Origin of the sequence: Rhodovarius sp. (assembly GCF_040399605.1) — a bacterium.
GTDB lineage: Bacteria > Pseudomonadota > Alphaproteobacteria > Acetobacterales > Acetobacteraceae > Rhodovarius > Rhodovarius crocodyli_A.
The window spans coordinates 1-20,385 of record NZ_JBBARU010000041.1 but is presented as its reverse complement, the minus strand read 5'-3'; the positions used below and the strand labels follow the sequence as shown (position 1 = coordinate 20,385).

The following is a 20,385-nucleotide window of genomic DNA, read 5'->3' as shown; positions in this document are numbered from 1 at the left end:
ATGCCCACCCATGCCCAACGCAAAGTGCTGCGCTACACGCCTGAGCAAATGTATGCGCTGGTGGCCGATGTGCGCCGCTACCCTGAATTTCTGCCCTGGTGCACCATGGCGAATATCCTGCAGGAGGATGAGGCGAAGCTGGTTGCCGATATGACCATTGGCTTCAAGATGTTCCGCGAGACGTTTCGCAGTGAGGTGACGCTGGAACGCCCCTCGGAGGTGCGGGTGACCTATCTCAATGGCCCGTTTCGCTATCTGAACAACACCTGGAAGTTCCTGCCCCACCCGGCGGGCTGCGAGGTGGATTTCTATGTTGATTTCGAGTTTCGCAGTGCCATTTTGCAGGCCGCGATTGGCTTGGTCTTCAATGAGGCGGTGCAGTTGATGGTGCGCGCCTTTGAGCGCCGTGCCATGGCGCTGCATGGCCGCAAGCCGGCCTTGCCGGCGGCAGTGCGGGCACCGGCGGCGCAGGGGTAGGCTGCGCTACCTGTCCGTCAGGCGCAGTTCGATGCGGCGGTTGCGGGCATAGGCTTCGGGTGTTTCTGCGGTGTCCAGCGGCTGGTTCTCACCAAAGGCTGCCGCCGCCACGCGGTTGGCGGGCAGCCCCTCCTGGATCAGCAGATTGGCCACCGCGATGGCGCGCGCGGCGGACAATTCCCAGTTGGTGGCGAAGCGGGTGGAGCGGATGGGCGTGCGGTCGGCATGGCCATCCACCCGCATCACCCAGGCGATCTCGGGTGGGATGCGAATGGCGATGTCCACCAGCACACGGGCCAATTGGCGCAGCTGGCGCTCGCCGGTGGGGCTGAGCTCGGCGCTGGCGGGGGGGAAGAGCACTTCGGATTGGAAGACGAAGCGGTCACCCACAATCCGCACCTCGGGGCGGTTGCCCAGCACCTCGCGCAGCCGGCCGAAGAAATCGCTGCGATAGCGGGTGAGTTCCTCCACCCGCGCGGCGAGGGCGGCGTTGAGTTGCAGCCGCAACTGGGCGATTTGCGCCTCGCTCTCACGATCGCGATTGTCGGTGGCGTCAAGCGCATTGGCGAGGCGGGTGAGTTGGCGGCGCAAATCCTCGATCTGCCGGGTCAGCAGCGCCACCTGGGCGCTTGCGGCCTCGGAGAGGCGGGTTTGTTCGCCGGCCTGGGCCTCGGCGGCGCTGCGTTGCCGGCGCTCGGCCATGATGTCGCGCTCGAGCTGCTCGCGCAGCGCGGTGAGGCGCTGGGTGTCCTCTGTCAGGCGGGCGAGTTCGGCCACGCGGGCGGTGATGGTGGCGCGCTCGGCCTGCAGATTCTGGTTCAGGGCGGCGATTTCGGCGCGCATGGCCGCGAGTTGGCGGCCGGCCAATTCCTGCGCCGTGGCGGCTTCGCTCAATTGCCGGCGCAGGGCTGCCAGCTCCTGCCGCGCGGTCTCGGCGGCGCCACGGGCCTCACGCTCGGCACGGTCACGGGCCTGGCGCTCGGTTTGGCCGGCGGTTTGGGCCTCGGCGAGCCGGCGCGCCATGATCTGGTTTTCCGCCTGCAATTCGCGCAGTTGGTTGGCCTGGGCCTCGCCCTGCGCCTCGGCCCTGAGCTGGGTGGCGCGCAATTCGGCCAAGCTGGCGGCGGCGGCGCGGGCGGCCTGCTCGGCGGCGGAGCGGGCGGTGCCTTCGGCTGCACGGGCGCGGTTGGTATCGGCGAGGCGGCGCAATTGGCTCGCGGCGTCATCGGTGGCGGCTTCGGCCCTGGCCAGGGCTTCGGCCAGCTGGTTCTCCATCCCGCTCAGGCGGCGCTCGGTCCCGAGGCTCATCGCCTCGACATCGCTCAGCCGGCCGGCGAGGCGGGTGGCCTCGGCCTGGGCGGTGTCTCGCTCGGCATTGAGGCGCAGGGCCTCCGAGCGGCTGGCCTGCAGCGTGGCGGCCAGTGCATCGCGCGCTGCCACCGCCTCGCGCAGCCTTTCGGTGCCCTGGTTGAGTTGCGTGCGCAGCGCCTGGTTCTGGCCGCGCTCATTGGCCAGCAATTCCGATAGCTCGATCACCTGGCGGTTGAGGCGTTCCAGCGCTCTGTCGCTGTTCGACAGGCTGACCGAGAGAAAGGCCTGGGCCAGCACGAAGACCAGCAGGACGAAGATGATCACCATCAGCAGGGTGGAGAGCGCATCGACATAGCCGGGCCAGGGATTGAGGCCCTCCGACCCGCCGCGGCGCCTCATCCGCGATTCTCCGCCTCGCTGATGGCGGTGATGGTGCGGGTGAGGATTTTGATCTCGTTGCGCAACTCGGCGGTGGAATGGGCGCGGCCCTGGGCGGCGTCATCGAGAATGCGGCCGAGCAGGATTTCCATATTGCGCAGGTTTTGCCGCGCGCCCTCATCGATGGTGGGGCGGGACATGGCCTCGGTCAGGTTGAGCATGGCGGGGGCGAGGCTGGCATTCTGCTCGGCCACGCGCTGCATCAGCACCTGGGTGGCGCGCATCTGCTCGGTGAGCACGGAGAGGCGCTCGGCCAATTGGGCGATGGCGGCGGAGGTGCTGTTGCGGCCCTCCTCGCCCCGGGCCATGGCGGTTTGCATGCCTTCGAGGTTTTCGGCCGTCTGCTCCAGCAGGGCATGGACATAGGCGGGGATGGAGCCGCCCTCGGCTTCCATGCCAGCGCCCGCGGAAATGCGGGTGAGGCCGGCAAGCCATTCCTCCAACTCGTTGAAAAAGCGGTTTTGCGCCTGGCCGGCGGTGAGGTCGAGAAAGCCCAGCACCAGCGCCCCGGCGAGGCCTAGCATGGAGGAGGAGAAGGCAATGCCCATGCCGGCGAGTGGGCGTGCCAGCCCGGCCTTGAGTTGGTTGAACATCATGTTCACATCGGCGGTGCCGACATTCATGTCGGCAATCACGCTGGCCACCGCGCCGATGGTGAGAATGAGACCCCAGAAAGTGCCGAGCAGGCCGAGGAAGATCAGCAGCGAGGTGGCGTAGCGCGAGATCTCGCGCGATTCATCGAGCCGGGCGGAAATGCCATCCAGCACACCGCGCATGGCGGGGGCGGAGAGGGAGACTTTTTCGCTGCGGCGGCTGGCGAACATGCTGGCCATGGGGGCCAGCAGCCGGGGGCTGGCCTTTGCCGGTGCGCCATTGCGCGGGCGTTGAAATGCCTCCAGCCAGTCAACCTCCTGGCGCAGCATCAGCACCTGGCGGATATTCCAGGCGATGCCCAGGCCCATCACGCAGAGGATGACGCCATTGAGCAGGGGATTGGCGGCGAAGGCCTCAAAAAGCTGGGCATGCAAAAGTGCCACCAGCAGCAGCACCGCCGCCAGGAAGACCAACATGCGCAATAGGAAGACCGCCGGACGTGTCATGACGCCAGTATAGAGAGTATCAGTAGCTTTTGGGCAGCCCCAGCACACGTTCGGCGATATGGGCGCAGATCAAATTGGGGCTGACCGGGGCTATCCAGGGGATATGCACCTCGCGCAGATAGCGCTCGACATGATATTCCCTTGCATAGCCGAAGCCGCCATGGGTCATCACGGCGTTTTGGCAGGCTTTCAGCCCTGCCTCGGCGGCGAGGTATTTGGCGGCGTTGGATTGCGCGCCGCAATCGAGGCCACGGTCATAGCGGGAGGCGGCCTGCATCACCATTAGCCAGGCGGCTTCGAGTGCCATCCAGTCTTGGGCGAGGGGGTTTTGCACTGCCTGGTTTTGGCCGATTTTGCGGCCGAATACTTCGCGCTCAGCGGCATAGGCGGTGGCGCGGGACAGGGCGATGCGGCCTAGGCCGACGGCTTCGGCGGCGATGAGAATGCGCTCGGGGTTGAGGCCGTGCAGGATTTGCCGGAAGCCTTTGCCTTCTTCGCCTATCAGGTCTTCGGCGGGGATCTCGTAGTCGCTGAAGAAGATCTCGTTCGAATCAACCGCGGCGCGGCCCATTTTGTGGATCTCGCGCACCGAGGCGCGGCTGCGGTCCAGCGCGGTGTAGAAGAGCGAGAGGCCATCGGAGGGTTTGGCGCATTGCTCGAGGGGGGTGGTGCGGGCGAGCAGCAGGATGCGGTCGGCGACTTGGGCTGTGGAAATCCAGACTTTCTGGCCGTTGACGATATAGCGGTCGCCGCGTTTTTCGGCCCGGGTCTTGAGGCGGGTGGTGTCCAGGCCGGTGGTGGGTTCGGTGACGCCGAAGCAGGCTTTTTCGCGCCCGGCCACCAGGGGGGGGAGGAAGCGGGCCTTTTGCTCGGGCGTGCCGAAGACGACGACCGGGTTGAGGCCGAAGATGTTCATGTGGATGGCCGAGGCGCCGGACATGCCGGCACCGCTGGCGGCGATGGTCTCCATCATGATCGCGGCTTCGGTGATGCCCAGGCCCGCGCCGCCATATTCCTCGGGGATGCAAATGCCCAGATAGCCGGCCTCGGCCACGGCGGCATAGAATTCGTGGGGGAAGCGGGCTTCCTCGTCGCGCGCCAGCCAATAGGCGTCGTCGAAATGTGAGCAGAGGGCCGCCACGCCCTCGCGGATGGCGGCTTGGGTGGCGTTGGGTTCGAAGTCCATTCTTATTCGGCCTGAATATTGGCGCGGCGCACCACGGCACCCCAGCGGGCGCGCTCCTCGAGATAGAAGCGGCTGAGTTCGGCTGGGGAGGCGGAGGTTTCTATATCCACGCCGCCTTCGGTGATGCGGGCGCGCAGCACTGGGTCGGCCATGGCGGCGTTGAGGGCGGCATGCAGGCTGGCAATCCGCTCGGGTGGGGTGCCGCCGGTGGCGAAGAGGGCAAACCAGGTGGCGGCCTGCACGCTGGGGAAACCGGCCTCGGCGGTGGTGGGCAGATTGGGCAGGGCGGCGTTGCGGGTGGGGCCGGCAATGGCCAGGGCGCGGATGGTACCGGCCTCGACCTGCGGCTGCATGGGTGCCAGGGCATTGGTAAACATCTGCACCCGCCCGGCCACCAGGTCCGACAGCAGGGGGCCGGTGCCGCGATAGGGGATATGCTCCAATTCCACGCCCATGGCCTGGCACAGCATGGCGGAGGCGAGGTGGCTGGTGGTGCCCACGCCGGAGGAGGCGTAGTTCAAGGGCGGTGCGGCACGGCGGGCGACGGCCTGCAATTCGGCCAGCGTTCGGGCGGGCACGCCGGGATGGACGGTGATGATATTGGCACCCGAGGCCATCAGCCCGATGGGCGCGAAGCCGGCCACCGGATCATAAGGCACCCGGCGATGGACGAAGCTGTTGATGACCAGGCTGCCGGAGCCGCCCAGGAGCAATGTGTAGCCATCGGGCGCTGCCTTGGCGACCATTTCGCTGCCCAGCACGCCGCCGGCGCCGCCGCGGTTTTCCACGATGATGGATTGGCCCAGGCGCGCGGCCATGCCCTCGGCCACCTGGCGGCCAATGATGTCATTGGTGCCGCCGGGAGCGAAGGGGATGATGAGGCGCAGCGGGCGGTCTGGCGCCCAGGCCAGAGCGTGGCGGGCCAGGCCGGGGCTGGCCAGGGCGGCGAAGAGGGTGCGGCGGTTCATTTGGTTGGGCCTCGGCGGGGTTTGGTGGCTAGCACGCCTCCGGCTTCGAGGGCTGCGATCTCGGCTGGACCCAGCCCGGCTTCGGTCATCACCGCGTGGTTGTCAGCGCCGAGCGAATGGCAATTATCGTGCACCGCCAATGGGCGGGTGGCGAAGCGGAAGGGGATGCCCTTGGCCGGGGTGCCATCGGGTGAGCGCAGCACGGCGGTGCCGGATTGGAATTCGGCGGATTCCGATAGGCCGCGGGCATCGCGCACCGCCGCACTGCCGCCACCGGGCCAGAAGGCGGTGTCATCCTCCACCGCGCAGCCGGGGCCGAAGCCTTGGCGGGGGCTGGGTGTGCCTTGGGCGGCGGCGACAAATTCCTCGCCGAGCAGGAAGGAGGTGAGTTCGCGCTGCGAAAGGTCGATATGGCAGCCCTCGCCGGTGCGGTCGCGCTCCATCAGGGCTGCCACCACGGCGCCCGAGGCGAAGAGGCAGACCACCTGGTCAGGGTAGTTCACATCGCGGCCGGAGATGATGGGCGGGCCATTGGCCTCACCGGTCAGGGAGGCGAGGCCGGAGGTGGCCTCCAGGGTGGAGCCGAAGCTGACCATGTCACGCTCCGGGCCATCCTCGCCCTGTGAGGAGATGGATGCGATGACGAGGCGGGGGAATTTCTGGCGGAGTTCGGCAGCGCCCAGGCCCCATTGGTCCAGCACGCCGCGGCGGTAATTTTCCACCAGCACATCGGCGGTGGCAAGCAGGGCCAGCATGGCGGCCTGGCCGCGCGGGTCTTTGAGGTCCAGGCAGAGCGAGCGCTTGCCGCGATTGGTGAAGGCGAACCAGGGGCTTTCATCCCACCAGGGGCGCCCGGCCTCGGCGCCGACCCAGTTGCGGAACGGGTCGAGCGCGCCGGGGCCTTCCACCTTCACCACATCGGCGCCGAGGTCGAGCAGCAGGGTGGAGGTGGCGGCGCCGGCGGTCAGCCAACCCAGATCGACCACGCGGATGCCCTTGAGCGGTGCTTCAGCCATGCGGGCGAACTCCATTGGCGCGGAACGGCATGGCTGGCATGCCGCCGGCACCCACGAAGCCGCGGGCGGCGTATTGCGGGTCGGCCAGCAATTCGGCGGGGGTGCGTACGGGGCCGATGGGGATGCGGCGGGATTGCGCCTCGCGGGTGATGGCCTCCCGGGTGCGGGCGGCGAACCAGGGGCGGATTAACGTCTCGAATTCGGCCCTGTGGGTGAGGCGGCCGGCGCGGGTTTCGAAGCGCGGGTCCTCGATGGCCAGCATGTCGCGCAGCGCCGGGTAGTCCTTTTCCATATAGACCAGGGCGATATGGCCATCGGAGGCGGGCAGGGTGAACCAATCGGCGCGCGAGCCGCCGCGGGTTGGCACCTCGCCCATCACCATCATTGCGGCGGCGACTTTCCAGTTCAGCCAGCAGGTGACGTCGAAGATGGAGATGTCCACGGTTTCGGGGCCGCCGGCATGCAGCGCTGCCAGCAGGGCCGTGCAGCCGGCCAAGCCCGCGGCATAGGCCGGCTGATGGCCGGCCAGGGCGGCGGGGGGGCGGTGCGATTCGCCGACGATGCCGAGCAGGCCGGATAGGGCGAGCAGGCCGAGTTCGCTCATGGCTGGGTCCTGGCCCGGGCCAAAGACCGAGAAGCGCAGCAGGATGGGCGCGCCGGCCACCTTGGCATCGCCGATGGCGGCGTCAAAAACAGGGCCGATGGCGGCGTTAAAACCCGTGGCCGTTGACTGCTGCTTGCCGGCGTCGAGGAAGCGGCCGAGCGGCTGGGTTGGGTCGATCATCGGGCCTTCGGGGCGCACCACCTCGGCGCCGTAGAGGGCGCAGAGCTTGCCGGCCATAGCGGCAGCCAGGGCATGCGGCTGCTGCGCGCAACGCGCCGAGAGATCGAGGATGCGCTTTCCCGCGAGCGGCCTCACACGCCTTGCCCTGGGTTTTTCTGGCCGGAGGCGAAGCGGGCCAGGCCCTCGGCCTGGGCGCGGGATTTGCCGCGGATGGTGGAGTTGACCATCTGGCCGTGATCCATCGCCTGCTGCCAATCGGTGATGAAGGCGGGGATGCGGTCCAGCGCGAATTTGGATTCTGAAAGCGCCACGCCATCGAATTGCGCGAGTTGGGTGGCGATTTCGCGGGCGCGGGGGAGCAGGGCCTCTGGCTCCACGCATTCATTCACCATGCCCCAGCGGGCTGCGGTCTCGCCGCTGATGCGGTTGGTGGTGAGCACCAGCCAGGCTGCCTGTTTGCGGGTGATGCCGGAGAGCTGGGCGGCTGGGCCGGCCATGCCGGGATAGGTGGAGAAGCCCATTTCCGGGCAGCCGATGGAGGCGCGGGTTGAGGCCACGGCCAGGTCACACGTATTGATCAGGGTGGAGCCTCCGCCGAGTGCGAGGCCATTCACCGCGGCGATGAAAATGGCCGGGTGTTTGCGGATGGCCATGTTGACGGCGATCCATTGCTCGCCGGCATCCTCGCGGCCTTGGGCCACTTCGGCGGAGCGTTCCTTGAGGTCCATGCCCGCGCAGAAGCTGCCGCCGGTGCCGGTGAGGATGATGGCTTTGGCGCGCCCGCGCAGGGCCTCGAAGCTATCGAGCAGGGCGACGCGGGAGGCGCGGTCCATGGCGTTGCGCTTGTCTTCGCGGTTGACGCGGATTTCCGCCCAGCCTTCGTGTTCGGCGATAACCAGCGGGCCGGTGCTGCGCTCGGGGGCCAGGGTGCTCATGCGGCGATCTCGAATTGCGGCAGGGTGATGCCATCCACATCCGGGTCGAAGACCACATGCATGCGTTGGCCGATTTTGAGTGCCGAGGCTTCGGCACCGCGCAGATTTGTCAGGAGCATGGGACCCTCATCCAGCTTCACCATCACCACCGGGTATGGGGTGGGGAAGCCTGGAAAGTATTTTTGGTGGAAGACGACAAAGGAGAAGAGTTCACCTCGGCCGGCGCTCTCGATCCATTCGGTATTGGGCCGGCCGGTGAAGGGCGAAACCGGTGCGGGCGGGAAGAAGCATTGCCCGGTATCGGTGCAGCGCTGGACCATAAGCCGGCCTTCGCGGGCGGCATCCCAGAAGGGCGTGGACCAGACATCAATGACGGGTTTCATGGTTCAGCCCCTGCGAAAAATCGCGGAGAGCGCGATGTTGGTGCCACAGATATACTGCATGGCCTCGGCATTGGGAATTTGCCGCGCACCGCAATCGCCGCGCAACTGGCGGACGCATTCGGCGATGATGCCCCAGCCCTGCATGTAGCTGTCGGAAAGATGGCCGCCGGAGGTATTGGTGGGTAAGCGCCCGGTGCCCAGGCGCAGCGTGCCATCCTTGACGAAATTGCCGCCTTCGCCGTGTGGGCAGAAGCCCATGCCCTCCAGGCTGAACAGCACGGTGGGGGAGAAATTGTCGTAGATGCCCAGGCCCGAGAGCTCGTCACGGCCGATGCCGGCGCGGGCGTAGATCTCGCTTTGCACCTTGGCGAAGGCGCCTTGCCAGTAATCGGTGGGAGGCGCGCTGCCATAGGTGAAATTATCCTGGCGGGCATAGCCTGAGATCAGCACCGGCGGGCGGCGCATGTCGCGCGCGCGCTCGGTGCTGGTGATGATCCAGGCCACCGCACCGTCATTGATCAGGCAGTAATCGAGCAGTTTGAGCGGCTCGCAGATGGGCCTCGCGGTGGCGTGGTCCTCGCGGGTGATGGGGCGGCCATGCATCACCGCATCGGGGTTGAGGCAGGCGTGGTGACGGAAGGCTTCTGCCACCCAGCCGAGATCGGCATGGGTGGTGCCGTAATCATGCATGTGGCGCTGCCACATCATGGCGTGGCTGGCGCCGGGGCTGGTCATGCCCCAGGCGCTCCATTGGCTGTCGCCGCCGCCGTAATTCACCCGCTTGGAGCGGCCATTATTGCCATAGACCAGCGCCACGGTCTTCGCCGCGCCGGTGGCCACCGCCTGCATCGCCAGGGAGAGCGAGACGCCGGAGAAGCGCCCCGGGGTTTCGGTCAGCAGGCAATATTGCGGGTTGATGCCCATCATCTCCGCGAAACGCTCATAGCTGGGGATGCGGTTGACAATGAGGCCGTCGATATCGCCGGGGCGCAGGCCGGCATCATCGAGCGCCATGTTCAGCGCCTCGCAGCCCAGGCCATAGGAATCACTGGCGGGGAAATTGCCGAAGGCGGAGGTGCCGATGCCGGCGAAGGCCGCCTTGTCGCGCAGCGGGTAGGAATCGTGGATGTTCATGCCGCGATATTGCGCTGCGGCGCCGGCTCGGCCAAGTGATCGGCCTTGATCATTGCTGCGCATTTTTCGCCGATCATGATACAGGCGGCATTGGTATTGCCGGAGACCACGGTGGGCATGACCGAGGCATCGGCCACCCGCAGCCCGGCCACGCCGCGCAGCCGCAAGCGGCTATCCACCACGCTCTGCGCATCCTCGCCCATGCGGCAGGTGCCTGAGGGGTGGTAGATGGTGATGCCGGTGGAGCGGGCGAAATCCAGCATAGCTTCATCGCCCTGGGCCTGGCTGCCGGGGAGGAATTCGCTGTCGATCCAGCGCGAGAGGGCGGTGGTGGCGGCGAGGCGGCGGGTGAGGTTCAGGCCGGCGACGATGCAATCGCGGTCAAATTTCTCACTCAGATAATTGGCCTGGATATGCGCATGGGCGGTGGGGTCGGGGCTGGCGAGGGTGATGCTGCCGCGGCTTTCGGGGCGCAGCTGGCACATGCTCATGGTGAAGCCGGGGAAATCATGCAGCCCCTTGCCGGGGCCGGCCGCACTGAAGGGCACGAAGTGGAACTGCACATCGGGGGTGGCGGATTGCGGCATGACGCGGGCGAAAAGTCCCGCCGTGCCGGCCGAGAAGGTGAGGGGCCCCGAGCGGTTGAGGGCGAATTCCAGCCCGGTGCGGATCTTGCCCCAGAAGGAGTTCGCCACATCATTGAAGGTGACCTTGGCATTGGCGCGGAAGACCATGCGGGCCTGGAAGTGATCCTGCAGGTTGCGGCCGATGGCGGGTAGATGGTGGCGGGTCTCGATGCCCATCTCTTGCAGATGCGCGCCATCGCCGATGCCCGAGAGCATCAGCAATTGCGGAGAGTGGATGGCGCCGCCGCTGAGGACGACCTCGCGCCGGGCGCGCAACGTCTTCTCCACGCCGCCCTGGGCATAGACCACGCCGGCGCAGCGGCCAGCTTCCAGGATGAGCCGCCGCGCCGGGGCATCGGTGATGATCTGTAGATTGGCCGGGCAGGGTTTCAGATAGGCGGTGGCGGCGGAGCAGCGCAGGCCATTGCGGGCGGTGACCTGATACCAGCCGGCGCCCTCCTGCTCATGGCCGTTGAAATTGGGGTTTTCCGGGAAGCCCAGCTCCTTCGCCGCGGCGATGAAGGCGGCGGAGATGGGGTTGTGGTCGCGCATATTGGAGACGCCGAGCGGGCCGCCCTGGCCGTGCAGTTCGTCGGCGCCGCGCTCATTATCCTCGGCGGCGCGGAAATGCGGCAGGACATCGGCGAAGCTCCAGCCGATGCAGCCCAATTGCCGCCAATGATCGTAATCGGCCGCCTGGCCGCGGATATAGATCAGGCCATTGATGGCCGAGGAGCCGCCCATCACCCGGCCGCGCGGCCAATCGATTTGGCGGCCTTTCAGCTCTGGCTCGCCGGCGGTTTTCAGGTTCCAGGAGAGTTTGGGGTGATACATGGTCTTGGCATAGCCGATGGGGATATGCAGCCAGGGGTTGGTGGCCCGGCCGCCGGCCTCAAGCAGCACAACCCGCATGCCCGGCTGTTCCGCCAGCCGGGCCGCGACGGCGCATCCGGCTGAGCCGGCGCCCACCACGATGTAGTCTGCTTCCAATTCCATGGCGTTTTCTCCCTGTGGCCAGCTTTGGGCCGGCGCGGGCTGCGGTCAACCGGTTGACCGGCGCGCTGTCGGGGCGTGCAATCAGGCCCAAGGAGAACGCCCATGGATGGTTTCGCGCGCATTGTCGGCGCACAGCATTGCCTGACGGAAGCTCAGGACACAGCGCCTTATGGCGAGGATTGGCGCGGCAATCTGCGCGCGACCCCCGATATGGTGCTGCGCCCGGCCAGTACAGAGCAGGTTTCGGCCATTCTGCGCGAGGCGGCGGCGCAGGGCTTGCGGGTGGTGCCGGCTGGCGGTCGCACGGGGTTGGCGGGTGGGACTGTGCCGATTGCCGGCAATACCCCCAGCATCACCATTTCGATGGAGCGGATGAACCGCATTCGGGTGATTGATCCGGTGGATATGTCCATCACGGTGGATGCGGGCTGCATCGTGGAGAATGTCGGCACTGCGGCGGCGGAGGCTGACCGGCTATTCCCACTGAATTTCGGCGCCCAGGGCTCGGCGCATATTGGCGGTGTGATCTCGACCAATGCCGGCGGCATTCGGGCGCTGCGCTATGGCACGGTGCGCGACCTGGTGCTGGGGCTGGAGGTGGTGCTGCCCGATGGGCGGGTGCTGGATGATTTGCGCCGGGTGCGCAAGGACAATACCGGCTATGCGCTGCGCCACCTCTTTATCGGAGCTGAGGGCACGCTGGGGCTGGTGACGGCGGCGACATTGAAGCTCTACCCGCCGATGCGGGTGCGCGAGACGGCTTTCGTGGCGGTGGAGAGCCCAGCCCAGGCGCTGCGGCTACTGGGGCGGATGCAGGGCTGTGGGGCGGATCTGGTGGCGTTTGAGCTGTGTGGGCAACGGACCATCGCGTTGACGATTCAGAATGGCCACGGGTTTCGTGCGCCGGTGCCGCTGACCACGCCGTGGTATTGCATCATCGAGATTGCCGCCGCCCATGCCGCGGCGGGGCTGCGCGGCATTATGGAGGATAATCTGGCCGCGGCGCTGGAGGCGGGTGAATGCAGCGATGCCATGCTGGCCGAATCCGAGGAGACGCGGGCCATGCTGTGGCGGATGCGCGAGAGCACGCCCGATTGCACCAAGCAGGCGGGCCCGGCCATTGCCACCGATTGCGCTGTGCCGGTTTCCGCAGTGCCGCTGTTTTTGGAGCAGGTGCATGCCATGGCCGCTGCGCGCTGGCCGGAGGGGCATGTGATGTGCATCGGCCATTTGGGCGATGGCAATATCCATATCTCGTTGCAGGCGCCGCCGGGCACGGCGCGGGATGCCTGGGTGGCGCGGGCCGGTGGGTTTGATGACGCGGTGGCCGAATTGGCGGTGGCGGCAGGGGGGAGTTTCTCGGCCGAGCACGGCATTGGCCAATCCAAGGTGAAGAGCATGGCGGCGCTGAAAAACCCGGTGGCGCTGGATGTGATGCGCAGCCTCAAGGCTGTGCTGGACCCGGGCTGGCGGATGAACCCCGGCAAGGTATTGCCCGGCGGGTGAGCGCGCCCTGGCTGCGGGTTCCACCTTGCGCGCAAGCCCGGGCTGGGCTCCGATACGCGCAAGAATAAGCGGGGGGAGGATGGATATGTGGCCCCGGGCTTGCCTGCCCCCTCTCACCCCCGCTGCCGAGATAGGATTGAATTGTTCATGAAAAAACCCGAAGACCTTCGCTCCGCCCGCTGGTTTGCGCCTGATGATCTGCGCTCCTCCAGCCACCGCTCGCGCGCCATGCAGATGGGCTATGCGCCGGAGGAATGGGCCGGGCGGCCGGTGATTGCCATCATCAACACCTGGTCTGACCTCTCGCCCTGCCACGTGCATCTGCGCGACCGGGCGGAGCATGTGAAGCGTGGCGTGCTGATGGCCGGTGGCCTGCCGATGGAGTTGCCGGCGATTTCGGTGGCCGAGGTTTTCGTCAAGCCAACCACCATGCTGTACCGCAATATGCTGGCGATGGAGACGGAGGAGTTGCTGCGCTCCCACCCGGTGGATGGCTGCGTGCTGCTGGGGGGCTGTGACAAATCCACCCCTGGCCTGCTGCTGGGTGCGACGAGCATGAATATACCCACGATTTATGTGCCGGCGGGGCCGATGTTGCGCGGCAATTTTGAGGGCAAGACCCTGGGTTCGGGCAGTGATTCCTGGAAATACTGGGATGAATTGCGCGCCGGCAAAATCACCGATCGCGACTGGCAGGGGGTGGAGGCCGGCATTGCCCGCAGCCATGGCACCTGCATGACCATGGGCACGGCCAGCACCATGACGGCGATTGCCGAGGCGATTGGCATGGTGCTGCCCGGCGGCTCCTCGATACCGGCACCCGATGCGGGGCATATTCGCCTGGCCAGCGATAGCGGCCGGCGCATCGTGCAAATGGTGTGGGAGGATTTGCAGCCTTCGAAAATCCAGTCGCGGAAGGCGTTTGAAAACGCGATTGCGGTGGCGATGGCGATGGGCTGTTCGACCAATGCGATCATCCATCTGATCGCCATGGCGCGGCGCGCCGGCACGGATGTCGGGCTGGAGGATTTTGAGAAGGCATCCCGCCGCGTGCCTGTCATCGGCAATGTCCGCCCCACGGGGAAGGATTATCTGATGGAGGATTTCTACTATGCCGGCGGTATTCGGGCGCTGATGAACAATATCCGCGAGCATTTGCATCTCGACTGCCTGACGGTGAATGGCAAGACGCTGGGCGAGAATATCGAAGGGGCGAAGACCTTCAATGATGATGTGATCCGCACCCAGGATAAGGCGATTTACGGCGAGGGCTCGCTGGCGGTGCTTTATGGCAATCTCGCGCCCGATGGTTGCGTGATCAAGCCAGGGGCGATGGACCAGAAGTTCCTGAAGCATTCCGGCCCGGCGCTGGTGTTTGACGATTATCCCAGCATGAAGAAGGCGATCGAGGATGAGAATCTGGACGTGACGCCGGACCATGTGCTGGTGCTGCGCAATGCCGGGCCGCAGGGTGGGCCGGGCATGCCGGAATGGGGCATGCTGCCCATGCCGCGGCGGCTGCTGAAGGAGGGCCATCGCGACATGCTGCGGATTTCCGATGCCCGGATGTCGGGCACCAGCTATGGCGCATGCGTGCTGCATGTGGCCCCCGAATCCTTCGTGGGCGGGCCGCTGGCGCTGCTGCGCACCGGCGATATCGTGACCATGGATGTGGCGGCGCGGCGGATTGATATTTCCATCTCGGATGAGGAAATGGCGGCACGCCGGGCGGCCTGGACGCCGCCTGCGGTGAATTACGAGCGTGGCTATGGCTGGATGTTTAGCCGCCATATTCAGCAGGCCAATGAGGGGGCGGATTTCGACTTTTTGCGCACCGATTTCGGCGCGCCCGTCACCGAGCCGGTGATTTACTGATGAAGCCTGAAACCCTGACGCTGCTGAAGAATGTTTCCACCGCAACCTTGGCCACCGCGCTGTTCAAGCGCGGCTTCCGGCAGCAATTCATCCAGAATGTGCAGCCGCTGCGGGTGCATGGGCGGCAATCCATGGTCGGGCCGGCCTATACGCTGCGCTATATCCCGGCGCGGGAGGATTTGAACGGCATTGAGGTGTTCAAGGACCCGAGCCACCCGCAGCGCCGTGGCATCGAGGAATGCCCCGCCGGCCATGTGATGGTGATCGACAGCCGCAAGGATGCCCGCGCCGCCTCGGCCGGGGGCATTTTGGTCAATCGGCTGCAGGCCCGCGGCGTGGCGGGGGTGGTGACCGATGGCGGCTTTCGCGATGCGCAGGAGATTGCCGGGCTGGAGATTTGGGCCTTTCACCAGCGGCCCTCGGCGCCAACCAACCTCACCCTCAACCACGCCATTGCGCTCAATGAGCCAATCGCCTGCGGCGATGCGCCGATCTTCCCTGGCGACATCATGGTGGGGGATGGCGATGGGGTGATAGCACTGCCCGCCCACCTCGCCGATGAACTGGCCGAGGAGGCGAGCGAGATGACGGCCTATGAGGATTTCGCCACTGAGCGTGTGCGGGCGGGGCACAGCATCCGCGGCCTGTATCCGGCGACTGACCCTGCTAATGTGGCGCTGTTCGATGCCTGGAGGAAAACCCATGACCGTTAGGATTGCCCGCCGCGCGGCGCTGCTATGTCTGGCCAGCCCGGCCTTGGCGCAGGAGGCATGGCCGGCGCGCGGCGTCACCATTGTCGTGCCTTTCGCCCCGGGTTCATCATCGGACATTATCGGCCGTTCGCTGGCCCAGCACATGCAGCAGGCCCTCGACAAGCCCTTCGCGGTGGAGAACCGGCCCGGTGCCAGCGGCATTATCGGCACCCAGCAGGTGGTGCGCTCAGCGCCCGATGGGCATACGCTGATGCACGCGCCGCTCTCGGTTTGGGCGATCAATGTCGCACCTCGGCCCAACCTGCCATATGACCCGACGCGTGACCTCACGCGCATCATGCAAACTGTTCGCACACCCAATGTGCTGGTGGTGAACCCAGCGGTTGCGCCGGTTGCCAACCTTGCCGAGTTCATCGCTTGGCTGAAGCGACCAGGCAATAACGGCGCTTATTCCAGCAGCGGCATTGGCAGTTCGGACCACACGACGGGCGCGCTGTTCAGCCAGGTGACAGGCACCGATTCCACCCATGTGCCCTTCACCGGTGGCGGGCCCGCCACGGCAGCGCTGTTGGCCGGCAATGTGCCGTTCAGCTTCCAAAATCTGGGCTCGATCATGCCGCAGATTCGCGATGGCCGGGTGCGGGCGCTGCTCGTCACCTCGGAGGCGCGCCATCCGCTGCTGCCCGAGGTGCCGCATGCGACCGAGGCCGGGCTGCCTGAACTCGTGGTCTATTCCTGGCAGGCGCTGGGTGGGCCGCCGGGCATGGCGGCCCCGTTGGTTGCCCGGGTGCATGAGGCGGCGACGGCAGCCCTGCGCGCGCCCGCCACGCTCGCAAGGCTGGAGGATTTGGGCTTTGAGGTGGTGGCCAGCCAGCCTGAGGTATTTGCGAGGTTTCAGGCGCAGGAGATCGCGCGTTGGCAGCGGGTGGTCAGGCAGGGCAATATTCGGCCAGAGTAAAACGCGCCGCAGTAAAACGTGCCGCGGTTCAGCCCGCCCCGCCGATTGCCCGCAGCACGATACCCTCAGTCAGGATTTGCGGCAGCATCACCGGCGGGGCGCCCTGGGCGGGGTAGAAGAGGTAAAGCGGCACGCCCTCCCGCCCATGGGCGCGCAGCAAGGCGGTGATGGCACTGTCTCCGCGCGTCCAGTCTCCCACCAATTGGGTCACGCCCGCGGCGGTGAAGCCGGCCTGCACGGCCGCAGTGTCCAGCGCCACAAGCTCATTGACCTTGCAGGAGATGCACCAGGCGGCGGTGAGGTTGACGAAGACCGGTCGGCCCTCCGCACGCAGCGCCTCCACCCGCGCGGCGGACCAGGGCTCATATGGCCCCGAATTCAGGCCCGGCGGCGGCGTGGTGCCGAGAAAGACCGGCAGCAGCGCCAGCGCTGCCAGCGCGGCCGAAAGCGCGCCCGGGCGGGCCAGCCGGCCGCCGCCACGCTGTGCCCGGCCCAAGGCCCAGGCGGCAAACCCCACCAGCAGCCCGCCCAGCAGAGCCAGCGCCACGCCATGCGGCCCGGCAAGCCGCGCCAGCACCCAAACCAGCCAGGCGCTTGCGGCATACATCGGCCAGGCCAGGGCCTGGCGCAGCCGCTCCATCCATAGGCCGGGCCGGGGCAGCAATGAGGCCAGGCCGGGGGCCAGCCCCAGAAGAGCGTAAGGCCAAGCAAGCCCCAGCCCCATGGCAGCGAAGACCAGCAGCATGGGCAGCGGCGGCAGCGCCATGGCCGCGCCGAGGGCCACCGCCATGAAGGGCGCGGTGCAGGGTGTGGCCACCAGCACGGCCAGGGCGCCGGTGAAGAAGCTGCCGGCATGGCCGCGCCGGGCCTGACCGGAGAGCACCGGCCCGGCCATGGCATAGGCGCCGGAGAGGTTGAGCCCAACCGCGAGCATCACCCAGGCCATGAGGGCGACAAAGCCTGGCTGGGTGAATTGAAAGCCCCAGCCCGCAGCGCTGCCGGCCAGCCGCAGCCCCAGCAGCGCCGCCCCGATGGCGAGGAAGGAGAGCACCACGCCGGCGCTGTAGCTGGCGGCATGAGCACGGATCTGCCCCCTGTCCTCGCCGGCCAGACGCGCGAGGCCCACCGCCTTCATCGCCAGTATGGGGAAGACGCAGGGCATGAGGTTGAGGATCAGCCCGCCCAGCATGGCGAATAGCAGCGCCTGCCAGAGCGGCAGAACTGGCGTCAGCGCTGGCATCGGGCCTGGGGGGAGGTTGATGGCATAGGCTTGGCGGATGCCTTGGCTATCGGTCAGGGCCAACACGCCTTCGATGGCGCTGGGCAGGGGGGCGGTGCCGCGGGTGAGGCCCAGGGTCAGCCGCCCCGCCTCCACCGCCAGGGGCTGGGGGGCAGCATTGTCGATAAGGGCGGGGATGGCGGGGAAGAAAAACGCCTCCCGCAGGCCGCCCGGCGGCAAGGCGGTGATCTCCAGCGCGCCGGCGCTGCCGGCAAACCCGATGCGGGCGGGAAAGGGCAGGGGGCGGGGCAGGGCGGCCTCGGCGGCGGCGAAGCGCCCTGCCTGGCCGGGGGCGGGGCGGGATATGGCTTCGACCGGCAGGGTGAGGGTGAAGCGCGCCTCCTCGGGGATGCAGATTTCGGCGCAGATCAGCCAATTCGCCACAGCGGTGATGCTCAGGCTCTCGCCGGGGCGCAGGCTGGCGGGGGGGGTGATGCTGGCCAGGAAGGAGGCGCTGTTCTGGTAGCCGAAATTGACCAACGGGCCATAGGCGATGCGGCTTGGGGCGGGGAATTGCAGCCCGGAGGCCGTGGCACCTTCGGGCAGGGTCCAGGTGATTTCGGGCGGTGCGCCGGCATCGCCGGGATTGCTCCAGTAAATATGCCAGCCGCGGCTAAGGCTTTGGTCGAGCGCCACGCGGAAAGGCTGGCCGGGGGCGACCGAGGTGGCCTCGCTCAACAAGGTGGTGGTGCTGCGCGGCGTGGTGAAGGGCTGCGCCATGGCGATGGGCGCCAACAGCAATAGCAGGGCGAGGACCAAGCGCATGAGTGAGGATATGGCCGCAGGCCCACCCCATGACAAGCGGCGCATCCTGGGCCATAGCCAGCCGATGAGCAGCAAATTGCAACCCGCGCGCGGCACCCGGGATATGATCGGCGCCGATGCCCGCCGCCACAATGCGGTGGCCGATACGGCGCGGCGCATCGCCGGGCTTTATGGTTTTGAGGAATGGTTCACGCCGATCTTCGAGGATACCCGGGTGTTCTCGCGCGGCTTGGGCGATACCTCCGATGTGGTGGCGAAGGAGATGTATTCCTTCGAGGATCGTGGCGGGGAGAGCCTGACTTTGCGGCCGGAGAATACCGCCGGGGTTTGCCGGGCGCTGGTGACCAATGGCCTCACCCAGTCGCTGCCGCAAAAGGCGTTCTATGCCGGGCCGATGTTTCGCTATGAGCGGCCGCAGAAGGGGCGCTACCGGCAATTCCACCAGATTGGCTGTGAGATTTTGGGCGCGGCGGAGCCGCTTGCGGATGCCGAGGTGATTGCTGCGGGCTGGCAAATCATCCAGTCGCTCGGCATTGCCGAGGGCGTGGTGCTGGAGATCAATACGCTGGGCGATGCTGAAAGCCGCGATGCCTATCGCGCCGCGCTGGTGGCGTATTTTTCCGCCCATGCCGAGCAGCTTTCGGCCGATAGCAAGACGCGGCTGGAGAAAAACCCGCTGCGCATTCTGGACAGCAAGGACGCGGCGGACCGCGCGCTGGTGGAAGGCGCGCCGCTGATCACGGCGCATCTGACGGCGGGGGCAGCGGCGCATTACGCGGCGGTGCTGCGGTATTTGCAGGGCTTTGGCGTGCCGCTGCGGGAAAACCCGCGGATTGTGCGGGGCTTGGATTATTACAGCCACACCGCCTTTGAGTTTGTGACTGACCGGCTGGGCGCGCAGGGCACGGTGATGGCCGGTGGGCGCTATGATGGCTTGGTGGAGGAGATGGGCGGGCCGCCCACGCCTTCGGTGGGCTGGGCGGCGGGGATGGAGCGCCTGGCGCTGCTGATGGAGGATGCCGGGCGCACGCCCGCCGCCGCGCGGCCGGTGGCGGTGGTGCCGATGGGCGATGCGGCCGAGACGCCGGCTTTGGCCGCGCTGCAGGCGCTGCGCGCGGCGGGCACCCATGCGGAGATGGCCTATCGCGGCAATCTCAAGCGGCGGCTGGAGAGGGCGAATAAGCAGAATGCCCGCGCGGCGCTGCTGGTGGCCGAGGATGGCGGCTTGCAGTGGAAGGATTTGGATGCGGGGACGCAGGTGGCGGTGAGCCTTGCTGGGTTGGCGGGGCTGCAGTAGGAATTTATATTGATTGATGCGTAGGAAAAGGATATAAAGCCGCTTCACCATGGAGCGATGAAGATGGCCACTGGACCAAAGCGAAGCGAAGCGGAACTGCGGCGGGCGATGCGAGACCCGCGCTATTGGCAGTCAGGCCATCCCGAACGGGCGGCCTATGTGGCTGATGTGACCCGTGGATTTCAGGAATTATACCCGCCGGCGGGGGGTGAGGGCGGGTCTTTACTGGTCCATGTCCGCTCCTATGAGCGCCGCCGCAATGGGCAGCCGGAGCATGTTTCTGACTATCACCAACGCCGTGCGCGGGGCGCTGCGCCGCCGGCGGCCGGGCAGGCTGTGCCCTCTGAGCGGCCGCCTGCGGCGGTTGCGGCGCCGCGGGAGTCGTTCGTTGCTTTCGTGGGGGGAGCGGGCGATGGGATGACTGGCAATGTTCGTGATTTTGCCGTCGATGGCATCAAAGTTGGTTCGGGAGGTGCGATAAAATATTACTCTCACGACGAGGCGGAAAAGCTTCTTAACGACATCCGCGCCCAGCCGACCGGAACTCGCATTGTGCTTGTTGGCCATAGCTGGGGCGGCGATATGGCCTGCTGCCGGTTCGATGGACACCGAGTTTAGTGTGCCTCGGCCAACGCCTC

The 20,385-nt window shown here is 66.8% G+C and carries 18 protein-coding genes; 6 read left to right on the top strand and 12 right to left on the bottom strand.

Going from position 1 to position 20,385, the window contains the following annotated elements:
* The gene (locus tag ABWP84_RS11560) at window positions 1-477 is read left to right on the top strand and encodes a type II toxin-antitoxin system RatA family toxin (RefSeq protein ID WP_353212182.1); all 477 of its coding nucleotides are present in this window, start codon (window positions 1-3) and stop codon (window positions 475-477) included.
* Between the two features lie 6 nt (window positions 478-483).
* Here ABWP84_RS11560 and ABWP84_RS11555 read toward each other — a convergent pair whose 3' ends face one another.
* The 10 genes from ABWP84_RS11555 to ABWP84_RS11510 are packed head-to-tail and all read right to left on the bottom strand — an operon-like array spanning window position 484 to window position 11,354.
* A complete protein-coding gene (locus tag ABWP84_RS11555; RefSeq protein WP_353212181.1) occupies window positions 484-2,187 on the bottom strand; it encodes a peptidoglycan -binding protein in 1,704 nt (567 codons plus the stop codon).
* Entirely contained in the window at window positions 2,184-3,326 is a 1,143-nt protein-coding gene (locus tag ABWP84_RS11550) for a flagellar motor protein MotA (protein ID WP_353212180.1), read from the bottom strand. Before ABWP84_RS11550 ends, ABWP84_RS11555 begins: the two co-directional genes overlap by 4 nt.
* 19 nt (window positions 3,327-3,345) lie before the next feature.
* Window positions 3,346-4,512, bottom strand: coding sequence for an acyl-CoA dehydrogenase family protein (locus ABWP84_RS11545; RefSeq protein WP_353212179.1), 1,167 nt, complete (start codon window positions 4,510-4,512; stop codon window positions 3,346-3,348).
* A 2-nt stretch (window positions 4,513-4,514) separates the two neighbouring features.
* Window positions 4,515-5,480: a tripartite tricarboxylate transporter substrate binding protein gene (locus tag ABWP84_RS11540; protein ID WP_353212178.1), complete on the bottom strand. Its 966-nt coding sequence runs from the start codon at window positions 5,478-5,480 to the stop codon at window positions 4,515-4,517.
* Window positions 5,477-6,496, bottom strand: a complete 1,020-nt coding sequence (locus tag ABWP84_RS11535; RefSeq protein ID WP_353212177.1) for a CoA transferase — start codon at window positions 6,494-6,496, stop codon at window positions 5,477-5,479. Before ABWP84_RS11535 ends, ABWP84_RS11540 begins: the two co-directional genes overlap by 4 nt.
* Entirely contained in the window at window positions 6,489-7,415 is a 927-nt protein-coding gene (locus tag ABWP84_RS11530) for a CoA transferase (RefSeq protein ID WP_353212176.1), read from the bottom strand. Before ABWP84_RS11530 ends, ABWP84_RS11535 begins: the two co-directional genes overlap by 8 nt.
* Window positions 7,412-8,215, bottom strand: coding sequence for an enoyl-CoA hydratase/isomerase family protein (locus ABWP84_RS11525; protein ID WP_353212175.1), 804 nt, complete (start codon window positions 8,213-8,215; stop codon window positions 7,412-7,414). The genes ABWP84_RS11530 and ABWP84_RS11525 overlap by 4 nt, the downstream gene beginning before the upstream one ends.
* Entirely contained in the window at window positions 8,212-8,598 is a 387-nt protein-coding gene (locus ABWP84_RS11520; protein WP_353212174.1) for a Zn-ribbon domain-containing OB-fold protein, read from the bottom strand. Before ABWP84_RS11520 ends, ABWP84_RS11525 begins: the two co-directional genes overlap by 4 nt.
* A 3-nt stretch (window positions 8,599-8,601) precedes the next feature.
* Window positions 8,602-9,732: a thiolase C-terminal domain-containing protein gene (locus tag ABWP84_RS11515; RefSeq protein WP_353212173.1), complete on the bottom strand. Its 1,131-nt coding sequence runs from the start codon at window positions 9,730-9,732 to the stop codon at window positions 8,602-8,604.
* Window positions 9,729-11,354, bottom strand: coding sequence for a GMC family oxidoreductase N-terminal domain-containing protein (locus ABWP84_RS11510; RefSeq protein WP_353212172.1), 1,626 nt, complete (start codon window positions 11,352-11,354; stop codon window positions 9,729-9,731). Before ABWP84_RS11510 ends, ABWP84_RS11515 begins: the two co-directional genes overlap by 4 nt.
* A gap of 102 nt (window positions 11,355-11,456) precedes the next feature.
* On the opposite strand from ABWP84_RS11510, the gene ABWP84_RS11505 reads away from it, so the two are divergent.
* The 4 genes from ABWP84_RS11505 (at window position 11,457) to ABWP84_RS11490 (ending at window position 16,406) form a co-directional block, all read left to right on the top strand.
* The gene (locus tag ABWP84_RS11505; RefSeq protein WP_353212171.1) at window positions 11,457-12,860 is read left to right on the top strand and encodes an FAD-binding oxidoreductase; all 1,404 of its coding nucleotides are present in this window, start codon (window positions 11,457-11,459) and stop codon (window positions 12,858-12,860) included.
* A gap of 147 nt (window positions 12,861-13,007) precedes the next feature.
* The gene (gene araD / locus ABWP84_RS11500) at window positions 13,008-14,735 is read left to right on the top strand and encodes an L-arabinonate dehydratase (RefSeq protein WP_353212170.1); all 1,728 of its coding nucleotides are present in this window, start codon (window positions 13,008-13,010) and stop codon (window positions 14,733-14,735) included.
* Window positions 14,735-15,448, top strand: coding sequence for a ribonuclease activity regulator RraA (locus ABWP84_RS11495; protein ID WP_353212169.1), 714 nt, complete (start codon window positions 14,735-14,737; stop codon window positions 15,446-15,448). The genes araD and ABWP84_RS11495 overlap by 1 nt, the downstream gene beginning before the upstream one ends.
* The gene (locus ABWP84_RS11490) at window positions 15,438-16,406 is read left to right on the top strand and encodes a tripartite tricarboxylate transporter substrate binding protein (protein ID WP_353212168.1); all 969 of its coding nucleotides are present in this window, start codon (window positions 15,438-15,440) and stop codon (window positions 16,404-16,406) included. Before ABWP84_RS11495 ends, ABWP84_RS11490 begins: the two co-directional genes overlap by 11 nt.
* A 28-nt stretch (window positions 16,407-16,434) precedes the next feature.
* On the opposite strand, the gene ABWP84_RS11485 is transcribed toward ABWP84_RS11490, so the two are convergent.
* Window positions 16,435-18,405, bottom strand: coding sequence for a protein-disulfide reductase DsbD domain-containing protein (locus ABWP84_RS11485; RefSeq protein ID WP_353212167.1), 1,971 nt, complete (start codon window positions 18,403-18,405; stop codon window positions 16,435-16,437).
* A gap of 109 nt (window positions 18,406-18,514) precedes the next feature.
* Between ABWP84_RS11485 and hisS the strand changes: the two genes are divergently transcribed.
* Window positions 18,515-19,747, top strand: coding sequence for a histidine--tRNA ligase (gene hisS / locus ABWP84_RS11480; protein ID WP_353212194.1), 1,233 nt, complete (start codon window positions 18,515-18,517; stop codon window positions 19,745-19,747).
* A 222-nt stretch (window positions 19,748-19,969) separates the two neighbouring features.
* On the opposite strand, the gene ABWP84_RS11475 is transcribed toward hisS, so the two are convergent.
* The coding region (locus tag ABWP84_RS11475; RefSeq protein ID WP_353212166.1) for a hypothetical protein at window positions 19,970-20,385 on the bottom strand (416 nt) is incomplete at its 5' end.